The sequence below is a fragment of the Hydrogenophaga sp. PAMC20947 genome, assembly GCF_004795855.1.
In the GTDB taxonomy this organism is placed as follows: domain Bacteria; phylum Pseudomonadota; class Gammaproteobacteria; order Burkholderiales; family Burkholderiaceae_C; genus Hydrogenophaga.
In genome coordinates this window covers 2452639-2468461 of sequence record NZ_CP039252.1, presented here as the reverse complement: position 1 = coordinate 2468461, position 15823 = coordinate 2452639, and the positions used below count along the sequence as shown (strand labels likewise).

General features: G+C 62.5%; 15 protein-coding genes. 12 read left to right on the top strand and 3 right to left on the bottom strand.

The window, feature by feature from the left end:
- Positions 1-164 precede the first annotated feature (164 nt).
- Positions 165-641 carry a hypothetical protein gene (locus tag E5678_RS11075; RefSeq protein WP_136178581.1) on the top strand — a complete coding sequence of 159 codons (477 nt, stop codon included), beginning with the start codon at positions 165-167 and terminating at the stop codon, positions 639-641.
- Positions 638-1249 carry a DUF1801 domain-containing protein gene (locus E5678_RS11070; RefSeq protein WP_247596746.1) on the top strand — a complete coding sequence of 204 codons (612 nt, stop codon included), beginning with the start codon at positions 638-640 and terminating at the stop codon, positions 1247-1249. The genes E5678_RS11075 and E5678_RS11070 overlap by 4 nt, the downstream gene beginning before the upstream one ends.
- On the opposite strand, the gene E5678_RS11065 is transcribed toward E5678_RS11070, so the two are convergent.
- Positions 1246-3588, bottom strand: a complete 2343-nt coding sequence (locus E5678_RS11065; RefSeq protein WP_348770345.1) for an ATP-dependent DNA helicase — start codon at positions 3586-3588, stop codon at positions 1246-1248. The genes E5678_RS11070 and E5678_RS11065 overlap by 4 nt on opposite strands.
- Positions 3589-3641: 53 nt before the next feature.
- On the opposite strand from E5678_RS11065, the gene E5678_RS11060 reads away from it, so the two are divergent.
- Positions 3642-4451: a hypothetical protein gene (locus tag E5678_RS11060; protein WP_136178580.1), complete on the top strand. Its 810-nt coding sequence runs from the start codon at positions 3642-3644 to the stop codon at positions 4449-4451.
- 119 nt (positions 4452-4570) lie between these two features.
- Here E5678_RS11060 and E5678_RS11055 read toward each other — a convergent pair whose 3' ends face one another.
- Positions 4571-5689: an HPP family protein gene (locus E5678_RS11055; RefSeq protein WP_136178579.1), complete on the bottom strand. Its 1119-nt coding sequence runs from the start codon at positions 5687-5689 to the stop codon at positions 4571-4573.
- 175 nt (positions 5690-5864) lie between these two features.
- On the opposite strand from E5678_RS11055, the gene E5678_RS11050 reads away from it, so the two are divergent.
- The 9 genes from E5678_RS11050 (at position 5865) to E5678_RS11010 (ending at position 14015) form a co-directional block, all read left to right on the top strand.
- The gene (locus tag E5678_RS11050; protein ID WP_247596745.1) at positions 5865-6107 is read left to right on the top strand and encodes a FeoA family protein; all 243 of its coding nucleotides are present in this window, start codon (positions 5865-5867) and stop codon (positions 6105-6107) included.
- Positions 6104-7996 carry a ferrous iron transporter B gene (locus E5678_RS11045; RefSeq protein WP_136178577.1) on the top strand — a complete coding sequence of 631 codons (1893 nt, stop codon included), beginning with the start codon at positions 6104-6106 and terminating at the stop codon, positions 7994-7996. Before E5678_RS11050 ends, E5678_RS11045 begins: the two co-directional genes overlap by 4 nt.
- Position 7997: 1 nt before the next feature.
- Complete coding sequence (locus E5678_RS11040; RefSeq protein ID WP_136178576.1) at positions 7998-8132, top strand: FeoB-associated Cys-rich membrane protein; 135 nt, start codon at positions 7998-8000, stop codon at positions 8130-8132.
- 419 nt (positions 8133-8551) lie between these two features.
- On the top strand, positions 8552-9415 hold the full coding sequence (locus tag E5678_RS11035; protein WP_136178575.1) for a branched-chain amino acid ABC transporter permease: 864 nt from the start codon (positions 8552-8554) through the stop codon (positions 9413-9415).
- A 4-nt stretch (positions 9416-9419) separates the two neighbouring features.
- Positions 9420-10445: a branched-chain amino acid ABC transporter permease gene (locus tag E5678_RS11030; protein WP_136178574.1), complete on the top strand. Its 1026-nt coding sequence runs from the start codon at positions 9420-9422 to the stop codon at positions 10443-10445.
- Positions 10438-11202, top strand: coding sequence for an ABC transporter ATP-binding protein (locus tag E5678_RS11025; protein ID WP_136178573.1), 765 nt, complete (start codon positions 10438-10440; stop codon positions 11200-11202). Before E5678_RS11030 ends, E5678_RS11025 begins: the two co-directional genes overlap by 8 nt.
- Positions 11189-11896, top strand: coding sequence for an ABC transporter ATP-binding protein (locus E5678_RS11020; RefSeq protein WP_136178572.1), 708 nt, complete (start codon positions 11189-11191; stop codon positions 11894-11896). The genes E5678_RS11025 and E5678_RS11020 overlap by 14 nt, the downstream gene beginning before the upstream one ends.
- Positions 11897-12030: 134 nt before the next feature.
- A complete protein-coding gene (locus E5678_RS11015) occupies positions 12031-13146 on the top strand; it encodes an ABC transporter substrate-binding protein (protein ID WP_247597022.1) in 1116 nt (371 codons plus the stop codon).
- A 251-nt stretch (positions 13147-13397) separates the two neighbouring features.
- Positions 13398-14015: a histidine phosphatase family protein gene (locus E5678_RS11010; protein ID WP_168708544.1), complete on the top strand. Its 618-nt coding sequence runs from the start codon at positions 13398-13400 to the stop codon at positions 14013-14015.
- Between the two features lie 294 nt (positions 14016-14309).
- Here the strand turns inward: E5678_RS11010 and E5678_RS11005 are convergent, their stop codons facing one another.
- Positions 14310-15605: an NAD(P)-binding domain-containing protein gene (locus E5678_RS11005; RefSeq protein WP_210731898.1), complete on the bottom strand. Its 1296-nt coding sequence runs from the start codon at positions 15603-15605 to the stop codon at positions 14310-14312.
- Positions 15606-15823: the final 218 nt, after the last annotated feature.

The following is a 15823-nucleotide window of genomic DNA, read 5'->3' as shown; positions in this document are numbered from 1 at the left end:
CTCGCTTCGCTCAGACAACGCCCGTCCTTTTCCGCAAGCCGCTGTGCTGCTCAACCCGGCCACACGGCGTGGGGTCGAGCTCTGTTGGCTCGCTGAGGCTTTTTGGCTTGCAGAAACTATTTGAATCTGGTGCTGCCGAGAGCATCCATTGTTGAGCATGTGACGTGCCAGAAGTGCCACGCCGATTCGGTACGATCCACGATGTGACGAAGGCACTTCAATCCACCATCTCTCGGACCATTTCAGGCAAACGATTTGCTTTTGCGGTCGTTTCCTGGGGCTTCTCCAGCATCGCCGTTCTGGTTTCCCTTTTGTTGTTCTTTGTGCCCTTGAGCGCGCGGCTTAAAGGTTCGATTCCTTCTAACGATCTGACCGGATTCCTTGCTGTTTTGCCCGCCGTTGCATGGGTGTGCCTGGCTGTCATGACAACCCGTTGGCTTCAAGATCGCCGCTGCCATTGGGGTTGGGTTGTTGTGGGGCTCTGTAGTGGCTTCGTTTCTGGCCTGCTCGCGATCGGTGTTTTTGTTTTGTATGTGTCGAGCGTGCCGTTGGGGTTTTACCTCACCTGCTGGCACCTTTGCAAAGGCGGCAAAGGGTTGGGAAGCTGGACAGTGCCTGACAGAATCGAGCCAACTGATTGATCGAACAATCGAGCAGGCAAGCAACCATTGCCGCACCGCCGCGTCCCCAGACTGTTCATACGTTGCTCACTCCGTGCCTCGATCTCTCTTGCGCAGCAACGGTGGCTGGAAGTGTTCGATGCTGGTTTGTTGATCCCCAGCCGGGCAATTCCTATACTGGCGCGATGACCCCATTCCAGTCACAAGCGGTCGCCGCAAAATTCGCCTCATACCCGCCTGAAGCCAGGGAAGCGCTGCTGGCTTTGCGGGAGATCGCGTGGGAGACGGCCCGGTCAATGCCTGAGGTGGGCGGGATCGAGGAAACGCTGAAATGGGGCGAGCCCGCGTATGGCACAAAAAGCAAAGTGGGCAGCACGGTCCGGATGGATTGGAAGACCAGGGCGCCAGGCAGTTATGCGCTGTACTTCAACTGCCAGACCGACCTGGTCGAAACCTTCAGAACCCTCTTCCCCAACGATTTTGTTTTTGAGGGCAACCGTGCGCTGGTGTTCAGGTTGGGTGAGACCATTCCTGCCGACTCGGTGGCGTTCTGCATGGCGGCGGCGTTCTCCTACCACTTGAACAAAAAGAAGCAACGGAGCAGCGCGCCTAGGCGGTCAGGCCGCTAACTGCGCGCCCACCAGGCCGGCAGCAAGCGCTTCACTTCCGCTTTCCCAAACCGGTCGTCCATCAACCACACCGTGCCGTGATCGGTTTCGCTGCGGATCACACGGCCGGCGGCTTGCACCACTTTTTGCAGGCCTGGGTAGAGGTAGGCGTAGTCGTAGCCCCGGCCGAAACGTTGCTGCAATCTGGCGCGCATTTGTTCGTTGACCGGGTTCAACTGCGGCAGGCCCAGTGTGGCGATGAAGGCGCCGATGAGGCGGTGGCCGGGGAGGTCGATGCCTTCGCCGAAGGCGCCGCCCAACACGGCAAAACCGATGCCTTGGCTTTCTTCGGTGAAGCGGTTGATGAAGGCTTCGCGGTCGGGCTCGGTCATGCCACGGGATTGGGCCCAGGTGGGCACGAAGCGGTGGCGTTCCTGCAGGCGGTCGAGTGCTTGTTGCAGGTAGTCGAAGCTGCTGAAAAAGGCGAGGTAGTTGCCGGGTTCGGCCTCGAATTGCTCAGCCATTACGTCGGCCATGGGCGTGAGTGAAGCTTGACGGTGGCTCCAGCGGGTGGAGATGTGGGGCGCTACGCGCACCTGCAGTTGCTCAGGTGAAAACGGTGAGGGCACTTCGAGGCGGGTGGTGTCTTCGGGCAGGCCAAGCAGATCGGCCACGTAATCCATGGGCGCCAGGGTGGCGGAGAACAGGGTGGCGCTGTGGGCTGTGGCCCAGTGGTCTTGCAGCAGCGGCGCGGGAATAACGCAACGCAGGCTGAGGGTGGGGTGGCCGGGTTGGTTGGACCTGGGGTTGTCCCAGGCGTCGCGCGACACATCGCACAGGCTGTGCTCGCCAAAGCTCTCGGCCACGCGCAGAAAGTGCAAGGCTTCGAACCACCAGTTCTGCAGCGCGCCGGTGGCATCAAACGGGTGCTGCACAAAGTGCTCGCCGATGGCGGTACAGGTGGCTTGCAGGCATTCGACCCATTCACTGGGCAGCTCGGGCAACACCTCATAGGCTTCGGTGTGTTCGCGTGCGAGCTTGCCCCATCGGCGGTGCAAGGCGTCCAGCGCCTTTTTCAAACCGGGAGGGGCGCTCTGGCGCAGCGACTGAAAAGCGCCGGGTGCCATGGCTGCGCTGTGCATGAGGCGGGCGCGCTCGATCAGGTTGTGGGCTTCATCGATCAGCAGGCTGACGCGCCACTCGTTGGCCTCAGTCAGCGCGTGCCACGCGGCACCGTGGTCAAAGTAGTGGTTGAAATCACCCACCAATACATCGCTCCAGCGCACCATTTCCTGGCCCAGGTAATACGGGCAGACGCTGTGTGCCAGCGCCGTGTCGCGCAGCGTGGCTTTGTCCATCCACGCGATCCTGGCCGCGTTGGAGCGGGCTTCGGGCAGGCGGTCGTAGAAGCCTTGGGCCAGCGGGCACGAGGCGCCGTGGCAGGCTTTGTCGGGGTGTTCGCAAGCCTTGTCGCGCGCCACGCGCTCGAGCACGCGCAAGTGGCCTGCGGTATTCAGGCGCTTCAGTGCGTCGAGCGCGAGCTGGCGGCCGGGGGTTTTGGCGGTCAGATAGAAAACCTTGTCAGTGCCCTGCGCGGGTGTGGCTTTCAGCGCGCCGAACAATGTGGCCATGGTTTTGCCAATGCCCGTGGGGGCCTGCGCCATCAGGATGCGCTCGCCCGCTTTCGCGCGGCCTTGGGCGCGGTACACGGTCTCAGTGAGGTGGCGCTGGCCAGGGCGGAAATCGGGAAAAGGGAAGGGCAATTCGCGCAGCGCAGCGTCGCGTTGCAGGCGGTGGGCGGTTTGCTCGCGCGCCCAGACGATGTAGCGCTGACAGAGGTTCTCGAAAAACACGCGCAAGTCGGCGGCGGTCTGCGTCTCGGTGAGCAGGGTTTCCTCAGCGGTGTCGATGTTGAAGTACACCAGTGCGACATCGATTTTCTCGAGGGACAGTTGTTGGCACAGCATCCAGCCGTACACCCGCGCCTGTGCCCAGTGCAGGGCACGGTGGTTGGGTGGGATCGCGCCTTCATCGCCCCGGTGGGTCTTGATTTCTTCGACACGTTTGGCTTCGGGGTCGAAGCCGTCGGCGCGGCCGGTGACGGTGAGTTCTTCGAAGCGCGCGCTTAAGGGGAGCTCGCGCTGGTAGCCAGCGGGGCGGCGCGCGGTGACGGTGCTGTGGCCGGCCACGCCTTCGGCGCCGCTGGGCGAGGGGGTGAAGCGCAGGTCCAGATCCCCGGCTTTCGCGCTGAATTCGCACAGCGCGCGCACGGCCACGGCGCTGTGCGCGGCGGCTCCGGGCAGGGGCTGCGCAGCGTCGGTGCGGGTATCGGTATCGGGTGTCGGGCTTTTGGAGGTCAAGGCTGTGATGAAAAGGGCTCGCTGGCATGATACGGTCCCAAGCCTTTGCCACCATGGACCACGCCCCTTCTTCCACCCAAACCCTCACCCGCCAACACCACCGCCGCCTGCGTGATCTGTACCGATCGGCCGGCTGGCCAAGCCAGGACATGCTCGAAGTGGAGCTGCTGGCGGCCGGGCAGATCGAGCGCGTGCGCTCCGGCGAGGGCCACGAAACCTTGCGGGTGACCGATGCAGGCATCGCCACTCTGGCCCGCGTGTTCGCGAGCAACAAGGCGGCGCGCTCGCCCCATGAAGAGCTGGTCCAGCGCGTGGCGCTGGAGATGACTCGTGGTGGGCGCCTGGCGTGGCGCGGGTTGATGCTGCGGGTGGCCTTGCCCAAGGCCTTGTTGTTGGGCGAAGAGCCGGCGCCGCAGCCCGAAAGCCCGGGCTTGGCGCTGGACGACGACGCTGGCCCGCTGCCCAAGGCACCAGGGCACGCCTGGTGCATGGCCATGCCCGATGTGTTTTCGATCCGCCGCACTTCGGTGGAGGCCTATGCGGAACCGGTGGTGCACGAGATCAAGGTGAGCCGTGCCGACTTGCTGGGCGATTTGAAGAAGCCCGCCAAACGGGCGGCCTACCTGGGCATGGCGGGCGCCTGTTGGTATGTGCTGGGGCAAGACGCCAAGGGGCGATCCGTTGGGGCGCCCGACGAAGTGCCGGTTGAATGTGGCGTGATGCTGGTGGAAGGCGATGTGCTCAAGGTGGCGCGGGAAGCGCCGCGAAGGGCTGTGGCGCAGCTCCCGTTTCATGTCTGGATGGCGCTGGCCAAAGCGGGGCCGGCCGTGCGCGAAGAAGACAGGGTGCAGGCGCGCTGGTGAGGTGGCGCCGTGCGGGCTTGCAATCAATGTGTTTACAGGCCCTGGGCGCGAAGCCGCAGACAGTGCCGTATCACGGCGAGGCGAAGCAACACCGTTATCGATTTGATGGCATACCCGTATCAGGTCGGGCTGCGCATGAAGAGCGCCGCGATCAGATCCGACTGCGTCACCATGCCGACCACCTCATTGTCGGCATTGACCACCGGCATGTGGTGCAAGCCGCCATCGGAAAAGCCTTTCACCAGCGCTGCGATGGACTGCTCGGGGCGGGCTGAGCGAACGCGGCGCGTCATGATGTCTTCGACCCGGCGGGCTGTGCTCATGCGTGGCAACTGATTGGGTATGGGTGCGCTCTGGCCGATGAAAAAATCGTGCAGCGAGACGATGCCCACCAGCGGCCCGTCGGGCGCGGCCACGGGCAAGGCCTTGACCTTGTGGTGCGCCAGCAGCCGCCAGGCTTCGTCCACCGAATCGGTCGGGCTCACTGTGATCACATCATGGGACATGATGTCGGTGCAGCGCACGGCTTGCCACTGCCGCTGGCGTGTGGCGAGTTGGGTGCGCATCACCAGGTCTTCCAGGTCATCCCGGTCGATGTCCAGCATTTCGCCGAAAGAGGCCAGCGCTGCATCAAGGTCTTCGGCCGTCGGGCCTGCACGCTGGGTGGGCAAGCGGTCGCGGGTGTCGTGGGGCCTGGCGCGGGCGCTTCCGTGGTGGGGGTAGCGCCGGCCTGCGAGGTTGTTGAACAACAGCGCCAGCAACAACATCAAAACCGAATCAGCGGCCACTGGCCACAACACAAAGCTGTAGCCTAGATCGTGAATTGCTGGGCCACCCAAAACGGCGGTGAGGGCGACAGCGCCGCCGGGCGGGTGCAGGCAGCGCAACGCGAACATCAGGGCAATGGCGACCGCGGCCGCCAAGGCTGCGACGGGGCCACTGCTGCCCAGCCATTGCACGCAGGTGATGCCCACCGCTGCGGCAATCACGTTGCCGCCGACGATGGACCATGGCTGCGCCAACGGACTGGCCGGCACGGCAAACAGCAACACGGCCGAGGCCCCCATGGGCGCGATGAACCAGGGGTTGGCCGAACCCAGGGCCTGGTGGCTGATCCATTCGGTGATCAAGAGGCCCAGTCCCGCGCCCAGGCTGCCCAGCCAGAGATCGCGTGGGCCGGCGGTGAGCGGAGCGGGGTAGAACGAGCGCAGCCAGTTGGCGAAGTGGGCGATGGGCATGGTGGGCGATGTGCACCTTTTTGGGGCGATTGGGCGCATGTTATCAGCGCAACCCAGCGGGCGCTTGGCCCCGGCTATTTGGAGGGATTTGATGCAGATCAAACAACCTTAAGGATTGGTTTCTTACAATGTAAATCATTCGCATTTGCAGACTGGTCGTATGACGCCTCGTAACTTGAATCAAGCCCCTGTGCGCCAATGGCACCGCATATCGGTCAACAGCGCCCACCACCCCCGCCTGCTGGAGCTGGGATTCTTGCCGCTGGAAAACGTGTGTGTGCTGCAGCGCAGCTGGTTCAAGACCGGGGCGCTGGTGGTGCAGGTGGGGGATGCGGTGTTTGGCCTGCGGCCCGATGAGGCCAGTCAGATTGAAGTGCACGCGCACACCGAAATGCTGGGCAGCTTGAGCGCAGCATGAGCGCCGCCACCATCGATACCAGCGGGCTGGCCCAGCGGCGGCTAGCCTTGCTGGGCAACCCCAACTGCGGCAAAACCGCGCTGTTCAACCGCCTGACGGGCAGCCAGCAAAAGGTGGCCAACTACGCCGGTGTCACGGTAGAGCTCAAGCGCGGTCTGATGAAGACCGCTGCAGGCCGTTCGGTCACGGTGATCGATTTGCCGGGCACCTACAGCCTCAATGCCAGCAGCCAGGACGAGACCGTGGCCTGCGAGATGGTGCTGGGCCAGAGCCTGCGCGAGAAAGCGCCAGACCTCACCGCCGTGGTGCTGGACGCCACGCGTTTGCGCCGCGGCTTGCGTCTGGTGGCCGCGCTGAAGCGCCTGGGTGTGCCGATGGTGGTCTTGATCAACATGATGGACCGTGTGCGAGCCCAGGGCCGTGATCTCGATGCGGCACGTTTTCAGGCTGCTCTGGGTGTTCCCGTGGTGGAAGTGACCGGCATTTCTGCGCAGGGCACGGACGCGCTGCGGCAACTGCTGGACCGTGCAGACATCTGGTCGCAAACGCGGCCCGAAACCCCAGTGGCGCAGCACAGCGCCGAGGTGGTCAGGGCCGACGATGCCCAGGCTCAAAGCTGGTTACAGGCTGCAGGCCAGGACCAGCCCATGTCGGCCCACGAGTGGTCGCGCCGTCTGGACACTTTGCTGCTGCAGCCGCTCACGGGTGTGCTGGTGTTGCTGGTCTTGTTGTTCCTGATCTTTCAGGCAGTGTTTGCCTGGGCAGCATGGCCCATGGGCCTGATCGAAAGTGTGACCAGCTGGGTCGGCGAGGGGGTAGACGCATGGTTGCCAGCGGGCTTGCTCAAGAGCCTGCTGATCGACGGGGTGATCGCGGGTGTGGGCGGGGTGGTGATCTTTCTGCCCCAGATCCTGATTCTGTTTTTCTTCATTCTGGTGATGGAAGAGTCGGGTTATCTGCCGCGCGCCGCGCTCTTGCTCGACCGGTTGATGGGCAGCCTGGGTTTGTCCGGGCGCGCGTTCATCCCGCTGCTCTCCAGCTTTGCCTGCGCCATTCCCGGCATCATGGCCGCGCGCACAATCTCAGACCGGCGCACCAAGTGGGTCACGGTGTTCATTGCGCCGCTCATGACCTGTTCGGCCCGTTTGCCGGTTTACACCTTGCTGATCGGTGCTTTCATACCGGCCAAAACAGTTCTCGGCATGAACCTGCCGGGGTTGGTGATGTTTGGCCTGTATGTGCTGGGCATTGTTTCCGCCATTGCCGTGGCCTGGGTGCTCAAACTGTGGCGGGGTGCCGGCGAGCCGGTGCAACTGATGATGGAGTTGCCCGACTACCACCTGCCACGCGTGAAAGACCTGGCCATTGGCCTGTGGCAGCGCGCCAGCATCTTCCTGCGCAATGTGGGCGGCATCATCCTGTCGCTGACCGTGATCTTGTGGTTTCTCTCCACCTTTCCGCAAGCGCCTGTGAGCTTCGCAGGAAGCCCCATCGAATACAGCTTTGCCGGCCGCATCGGGCAGGCGCTGGCAGGCTTTTTTGCCCCCATCGGATTCAATTGGCAGATTGTGGTGGCGCTGATCCCGGGGCTGGCCGCGCGCGAGGTCATGGTGGCCGCGCTCGGCACGGTTTACGCCTTGTCGCAAACGGGCGATGAGGTGGGCGCCGCGCTCGGTCCACTGATTGCGCAGGATTGGTCTTTGGCCACCGGCCTGTCGCTGTTGATCTGGTTTGTGTTTGCACCGCAGTGCCTGGCCACGTTGGCCGTGGTGCGCAAGGAAATGGGCGGGTGGGCCATGCCGGTCGGCATGGCGGCGTTCCTGTTTGGCTTGGCCTACGCGGCGTCGTGGGTGACTTACCGACTCGCATTGAATCTGGGAGGTTTCTGAAATGAACTTTGATCTGGTGGCCGTGCTGGCCTTGGTCGGGCTGGCGTTGGCCTTTGTGGTGCGCAAGTATTGGCGCTCGGCCAAGGGCAAAGGACCTGCCTGCGGTAACTGCGGCAACTGCGGCAGCGACAACTGACCTGTTCGCGCGGGTCGATCCGTTTGACGGACGGACGAACGGGGGACCCTCACGTTGCCACCCATCAAAACACCCGCCCGAGGTGGAGCGGCGCCGCCGTTTTCGCGCAGCCTGTTGGCGAAAACGGGCTCGCCCGCTGCGTCAACCCATCAATCTGCTGTTTTGCACAGCAGTACCCGATGCGCCTGAATCATGGGTGCCATGTGAACCGTGAGCCGGTTTCAGTGGGGTGATTCTTATCCAAACCGCAAGGTAACTGAGGTTGTCAACAGGGGTATTGCTTCGGTGTCCCGAAGGAATCAACTTGAGGGTTAACCCGTTGTTGTGGATTCCACTGTGCAGTCTATAGTCTCGAAATCAAGCGATTTGCTTGGTGGGGCACAGGCTCTTTTTGCAACCCATCCAGAGGCGCAATCACAGTGGACATTTTTCTTCAACAGGTGCTCAACGGCCTGACGCTGGGCGGCATTTACAGCCTGGTTGCACTGGGGCTGACCCTGGTCTACGGCATCTTGCACGTGCCCAATTTTGCCCATGGGGCCTTCTACATGGTGGGCGCTTTTGTGGCGCTCAAGCTCATGACGGGCTGGGAAGTGAACTACTGGATCGCCATGATCGGGTCGGCTGGGGTGGTGGCCGTGATCGGGGCCCTGTCCGAGCGGCTGGTGTTCCGCCCCCTGGGCAACCACACGGGTCTTCACCCGATGATCGCGGCCATTGGTCTGCTGCTGTTCCTTGAAGCCGGTGCGCAAGCGCTGTGGGGCGCCGACTTCCTGCGCATGCCCACGCCCTTCAGCGGCATTGTCGAAATTGCCGGCGTCACCGCGCCGGTGCAGCGCCTGATGATCATCGCCGGGGCGTTCACGCTGATGGCGGTCTTGCAGCTGTTCCTCACCCGCACCGTGGCGGGCTCCACCATCGTGGCCATGGCGCAAAGCCGCGATGGTGCCTCGCTGGTGGGCATTGATGCCAACCGGGTTGCCATGCTCACCTTCGGTATCTCGGGCGCGTTGGCGGCCGTGGCTGCCACGCTGTATGCGCCCATCAACCTCGTCTACCCGGCCATGGGCCACCTGGTGATCACCAAGGCTTTTGTGATCATCATTCTGGGCGGCATGGGCAGCGTGCCCGGTGCCATTGTTGGCGGGCTGATCATCGGTTTTGCCGAATCGTTTGGTGCCTATTACATCTCCACCGACTACAAAGACATCATGTCGTTCGCGTTGCTGGTGGTGATTCTTTCGCTGCGCCCACAAGGCCTATTCACCAACGGAGCACGCTGAAACCATGATGAAACTCCTGGAAGGTAAATTGGGGTGGGGGCTGCTGCTGCTGGCCGGCCTGCTGTTCCCCTGGATGGCGGGCAACGACTACCACCTGACGGTGATGTCCACCGCTTACATCTTCGCGATCGCCACCCTGGGCCTGAACCTGATCACCGGCTACACCGGGCAGTTCAATCTGGCCCACGCCGGCTTCATGGCCGTTGGCGCCTACACGCTGGGCATCCTGACCGTGGACTACGAAGTCTCTTTCTGGCTGGCTTTTGTTCTCGCCGGCGTTGTCACGGTGCTGATCGGCTTGCCGCTCGGCTTTGTGTCGCTGCGCTTGCGTGGGCACTACTTCTCCATCTTTACCCTGTGTGTCGGCACCATCATGTTTCTGGTGATCGAAAAATGGGAAAGCCTCACACACGGCACGGTGGGCATCATGGGGATTCCGGCGCCCACGGCCATCGGCCCGCTCACCTTCGACACGCCCCGGTCGCTCTACTACCTGGTGTTTTTCTTCCTGGTGGTGGGTGTGTGGTTCATGCGCCGCATCGTGGATTCGCTGATGGGCCGCACATTCATGGCGATTCGCAACGGTGACGATCTGGCCGAAGCACTGGGGGTCAACCTCATGCGCAACAAGCTCATCGCGTTTTCGTTGTCTGTGTTGTACGCCGGTCTGGCCGGCGCCTTGTATGCGGGATTCGTGCGTTTTCTGGGGCCCGATCTCGCCGGCGCCGAACACGCATTCGACATGACCATGTACATGATCATTGGCGGGCTGGGCACCGTTTTGGGCCCATTGCTGGGCGCGTTGATGGTGCCCTGGGCCACGCAGTATCTGCAGTTCCTGCAGGAATTCCGCTTCCTGATCTTTGGCCCGGTGCTGATCTTCCTGGTGATCTTCGTGCCCAACGGCATCGTGGGCACCTGGGTGGCGTGGCGTGCCCGGCAGGCCTCGGCCGCTGATGTGGCACAACACAAGGCCAAGTTGCAACAAACGAAAACTGACGCTGGTCAAGAGGAGTCGACACGTGCTTGAGATCGAACACCTGACCAAACGCTTTGGCGGCAACACCGCCGTCAACAGCGTCAGCACCAGCATCGAGAAGGGCAAGATCAACGCCATCATCGGTCCGAACGGCGCTGGCAAAACCACTTTCTTCAACCTCATCAGCGGCGTGCACAAGCCCAGCGAAGGAACGATCACCTTTGAGGGGCGCGATATCACCACGCTGCGCACCGATGAAGTGGCGCGTCTGGGCATTGCGCGCACCTTTCAGTCGACCACGTTGTTTGACACGGCCTCCGTGCTGGACAACTTGATCGTGGGCCACCGTTTGCGCACGCGATCGGGCTTGATCGATGTGCTGTTCGGCTCGGCGCGGCTGAAAGAAGAAGAGCGCGTGTGCCGGGAGAAAGCGCGTGAAGCGCTCGACTTCGTGGGCCTGGCCCACCTGGAAAACCGAGTGGCCGGCGATATAACGCAGGAAGAACGCAAGCGCGTGGCCTTTGCGCTGGCCCTGTCCACCGCGCCCAAGTTGCTGCTGCTCGACGAGCCTGCTGGCGGTGTGAACCCCGACGAAACGCTGGGCCTGGCCGAGCTGATTCGAAAGATGGTCAAGCACGACCTGACGGTCTGCTTGATCGAGCACAAGATGGACATGATCATGAGCCTGGCCGACAAAATTCTGGTGCTGAGCTACGGCGAAAAAATCGCCGAGGGCACGCCCGCCGAAGTGCGCGCCAACCCCGCCGTGATCGACGCCTACCTGGGGAGCGACCATGCTGACATTTGAGAACGTGTCGCTGTCGTATGGCAGCTTTCTCGCGCTCGACGGCGTGTCCCTGCATGCCGAAACGGGCGAGCTGGTGGTTTTGCTCGGCGCCAATGGCGCTGGCAAAAGCTCCATCTTTTTGACCGCCAGTGGCATCCACAAAGCGGCCGGCGGCAGCATCCGTTTCCATGACACCGAGCTGGTGGGTCGCAAGCCCTCGCAAATCGTGTCGAACGGACTGGTGCAGTGCCCTGAAGGGCGCAAGCTGTTCCCGCAGATGTCGGTGTTGAAGAACCTGATGCTCGGCGCCTATGTGCACCGTGGCGACAAGGTGGGCAACCGCCAGCGCCTCGAAGAGGTGATGGCGCTGTTCCCCATCCTCGACGAAAAGAAAGACGACGCGGCGGGCTCGCTCAGCGGTGGCCAACAACAAATGGTGGCCATTGGCCGCGCCATGATGGGCCGCCCCAAAGTTTTGTTGCTCGACGAGCCCTCGCTGGGCCTGGCTCCTTTGGTGGTCAAGCAAGTGTTTGAAGTGATTCAACGCATCAACAAGGCGGGCACCACCGTTTTGTTGGCCGAGCAAAACGCCTACGCCGCCCTCAAGATCGCCAACCGTGCCTATGTCATGGAGCGCGGGCGCATCGTGCTCGAAGGCGACCGCGACAGCCTGATGAACAACGAAGCCGTTCGCCGGGCCTACATCGGCGCCTAGATCTGGATTCCCTCACGCAGGAACCCTTCGCTGTCGCACAATTTCCCCTCGACCTTTCCCCCGAAACCCAGGAGACAATCAAGATGATCAGAAGACAATTTACCCAAATCGCCAGCGCCCTCGCGTTGGGCGGCATGCTCGTGTCAGCACCCGTGTTCGCGCAGGAAGTCGTCAACATCGGCTTCTCTGGTCCGCTGAGCGGCGGCGCCGCCCAATACGGCAAAAATACCCTCGACGGCCTGAAATTCGCGATTGACGAGCTCAACGCCACCGGCTTCGAAGTGGCCGGCAAGAAAGTGAAATTTGAAGTGGTTGCGCTGGACGACAAGTACAACCCCAGCGAAACCGCCATCAACTTCCAGCGACTGGTGCAGGAAAGCAAGACCCCGGTCGTGATGGTCCCGCACTCCGGTGGCGGCTACGCCGTTCAGACCAGCAATGAGCGCCTCAACGCCTTGCTGCTGTCCTACACCAGCGTGCCAAAAATCACCCAAAGTGGCAACAAGCTCACCTTCCGCATTCCGCCCGATTTCTCCACCTACATCAAGCCGTTCATCAGCCATGCGATGAGCAAGTTCGGCAAGAAGGTCGCCATTGCCAACGCCGACCACGACTACGCCAAGGCCTGGACCGCTTTGTTCAAGCCCGCCTGGGAAGCCGCTGGCGGCACGATCGTTGGCGACAACCCGATGAGCTACAACCGCTCGACCGACTTCTACAGCGGCGTGAGCAAGGCCCTGGCGGAAAAGCCCGATGTGCTGTTCATCGGCGGTGCCTCAGAGCCCACCGGCTTGGTGGCCAAGCAGGCCCGTGAACTCGGTTTCAAAGGCGGGTTCATCATCATGGATCAGGCCAAGATGAACGAAATGAAGCCTATCGTGGGCGGCTACGCGGCGCTCGAAGGTTCCATCGGCGTGTTGCCCGTGGTGGACGATCCGCAGCCGGCCGTCAAGGCCTTCGTGACGCGCTGGATGAAGGTGTATCCCGGTCGCGAGCCTGGCTCGGAAGCCACCTACAACTACACCGCCATGATGGCCACCGCAGGCGCCATGAAGCTGGCCGGCACCACCACCGATGCCATGGCCATTCGCGGCAAGCTTGATGCCGCCATCAAGGCATTGCCTGATGCGCAAAACCTGGCCAACTACGACGGCATTGAAGCCAACGGCGGCTCCATCATCGACACCCGCGTGGGCGTGATCGAAGGTGGCAAGGTCAAACAGGTGAAGCTGAGCGAACTGTCCAAGTAAAAGCGATCGAAGGGTTCGGGCTGCCGCCGCCTTACCAGGCACAGGCAGCCCTTTTTTCGCCTGTTGATTGGCGCTGGGGTGTTGCTGAGCCCGTGTGGATCACCGGCCCATGCGAGATGCAGCAGGTCGGTATGGCGGTGGGGCATTTAGCGCCGCCGCGCACCCATCCGCTGCACAATTGCGTTTGACACCGGTTGATGTATCTGCGCACCAGCCCATTCGCTGCTGGGCTTCACAGGGGAGAGAAAAAGATGGAAATCTGGTTGGTGCGCCACGGCGAAACCGCATTGAACGCGGCGCGCATTCTGCAACCCGCAGACACCCCCTTGTCGGCCCACGGGCTAAGGCAGGCCCAGGCCCTGGCCGAGCGGCTGGCCACGGAGCCCATTGCCGGCATTCTGAGCAGCGATCTGCCCCGCGCCCACCAAACCGCCCAGGCCATCGCCAGCCGCACCGGTCATGTGTTGCGCACCACGGCGTTGTTGCACGAAAGAAGCTTCGGCGACTGGCGCGGCCAACCCTACGACAGCCTGAGCACCGACCCCCTGGCCATGGACGCGGCCCCGCCCGGCGGCGAATCCACCGCGTTATTCGCCGAGCGCTGTAGCCAGGCGTTTGAGCAGGCGCTGCAACTACAGGCCGAACTCGGCGGCCCGCTGGTGGTCGTGACCCACGGGTTGGTGATTCGCCAGATGTTGGCGGCGTTGCCGCTCTCGGCTCTTTCAGGCGTGGTGGAGCAGCCCCGCATGGGCAATACCTCGTTGACCATCTTCGATGCCGCTCCGCCGCACAGCGTGCGCTTGCTCAATTGCGTTCGGCATCTTGCTGGAGGATTGACTGAGGGAGCAAGCAGTTTGAGTGGTGGTTGAGCTCGGGTTGACGGGATGGTCCGGTTTCGACCCCGAAGGCGTCAATCGCAGGTGCGTTTTGATGGTCGCTGATCCGTCACTCAACGGCGCCAATCAACCCTATCAGCACACGACGCCAAGACACGTATCGCACGGGTCGCGATCGAGGCAACTTCTCAGCCGAGACCGCCGTATCCACCAATAAATGGACACTTTCCGGGGGGCGCCACGCCCGCATGAGCCGCTGCACAAAGCGCTGGTGCGAGCTGGTGCCAGCTTCGCCTGCTTTCATGCCGACGGTGGACTGGTCCCGTCTCAAGGGATCGAATAGGGTTGCTCGTCCAGGGTGTTTAGCGCTATCTCACGATAGTGCGCTCGCCAGTGGTCCGCCGGATAGCTCGCCGGGTCGCGCGGGGCAAGGTAGTCGATGATGTCGAAGTGGTTGACCTTGTGCCCGAGCACCTCGTTGTCGAGCCGTGCGGTGCCACAGATGTGCGACATGATCGAACGGCACAGCAGTGAATAGGCCCAGGGCGCCGAGCCGATACCGTCCAGCCCGACGCCGGGGAAATACAGATTGGTCGCATCGAGGCTGCGAAAGATGCAGCCACAGCGTGCCGCCAGTGCATCGACCGTGCGGATCGCCGCGATCTCTGTGGATTCGAAGTATGAAAGATCAATGCTGTATCCGGTGCCCCAGAGCAACAACTCCACCTCGACACAATGTCCGTTCGACAGCGTCACCACATTGCCAGCGATGGTGTCCACGGTGGCGCGGTGGCGCTCGATCGAGGCATAGTGTTCCAGCATGCCGGGGCGCCCTGGAATTAGCTGATCGTGCCGCACGTCGAAGTCATGTGTTGGCATGATCTCAGCGATCTCGAACTTCTCATAGCGCGATCGCAGATCGGCGCCAATGGCAGCGCTCTGCTGGTCGGCTGATAGACCGCTGGCTTGCATCCTGGCGAACCCACGAACACTGCCTGCGATTTGCTTGGGCTTGCGCGAGGGCATGAACCAGCGCATGCCGCGAAAAGCCCAGATCACGCGCCGGGCGCCATGTTGAAAGCACAGCTCCAGCAAATCGAAAGCCGAAGCGCCTCCACCGACCACGAGCACGTCTCGGCCGGTCAACATGGTTGGTTCGCGAAGTGCACTCGAGTGAAACTCACGCACAGTGCTGGCCGCGCGGGCGAGCTGTGGAATCACCGGTGCATTGTGCACACCTGTCGCCGCGACGAGGTGCCGCGCGTGCACCACACCGTGAGGTGTCGACATCGCCCAGCCTGACCCGTCCCTGCGGGCCAACTGCACGGGGGCGTTCAGCCGGATTCCGTCTGCCAGGCCAAAACGCTCGACCCAGGCTTCGATGTTGGCCAAAATATGCGGCTGCGTGGCGCCCTGCAACGGCAAATCGCCAAGCGCCCAGTCAACAGTGCTGATCTGGATGTCCTGCCAGGCAGGAAGGTCGCGCCACAACCCGCCGACACGGCCGTGCCGCTCAAGCACGATGGCCTCAAGCCCGGCCCGACGCGCATAGGTCAAGGCCACGACACCGGCCAAGCCGCCGCCAACAATAGCAACGTCGAATCGCTTGCCAGCAGGTTCCATGTGACTTGCAACGTCGGAACTCATGGGACATGCTAACGCGATACCCCCCGAAATCCAACCGTGCCGCCGCTCCGAAGAAGCGTCGCTGTCTCAAGTTTTGTCGGCACACGATTCGTCTGGCGGACTGTCCAAGGAGCGGTCGTTGGTGAACAGCCATCATTGGTCGACTCCGGCTCGACGTTCACGAGCGACTCAAGTCGATTCTCTGCAGCCATTGG

Excerpts from the sequence above, each read along its gene's own strand:
- E5678_RS11060 (WP_136178580.1), top strand. The coding sequence starts at position 3,642 with ATGGACCACGCCCCTTCTTCCACCCAAACCCTCACCCGCCAACACCAC.
- E5678_RS11055 (WP_136178579.1), bottom strand. The coding sequence starts at position 5,689 with ATGCCCATCGCCCACTTCGCCAACTGGCTGCGCTCGTTCTACCCCGCT.
- E5678_RS11045 (WP_136178577.1), top strand. The coding sequence starts at position 6,104 with ATGAGCGCCGCCACCATCGATACCAGCGGGCTGGCCCAGCGGCGGCTA.
- E5678_RS11040 (WP_136178576.1), top strand. The coding sequence starts at position 7,998 with ATGAACTTTGATCTGGTGGCCGTGCTGGCCTTGGTCGGGCTGGCGTTG.
- E5678_RS11030 (WP_136178574.1), top strand. The coding sequence starts at position 9,420 with ATGATGAAACTCCTGGAAGGTAAATTGGGGTGGGGGCTGCTGCTGCTG.
- E5678_RS11020 (WP_136178572.1), top strand. The coding sequence starts at position 11,189 with ATGCTGACATTTGAGAACGTGTCGCTGTCGTATGGCAGCTTTCTCGCG.
- E5678_RS11015 (WP_247597022.1), top strand. The coding sequence starts at position 12,031 with ATGCTCGTGTCAGCACCCGTGTTCGCGCAGGAAGTCGTCAACATCGGC.
- E5678_RS11010 (WP_168708544.1), top strand. The coding sequence starts at position 13,398 with ATGGAAATCTGGTTGGTGCGCCACGGCGAAACCGCATTGAACGCGGCG.
- E5678_RS11005 (WP_210731898.1), bottom strand. The coding sequence starts at position 15,605 with ATGGAACCTGCTGGCAAGCGATTCGACGTTGCTATTGTTGGCGGCGGC.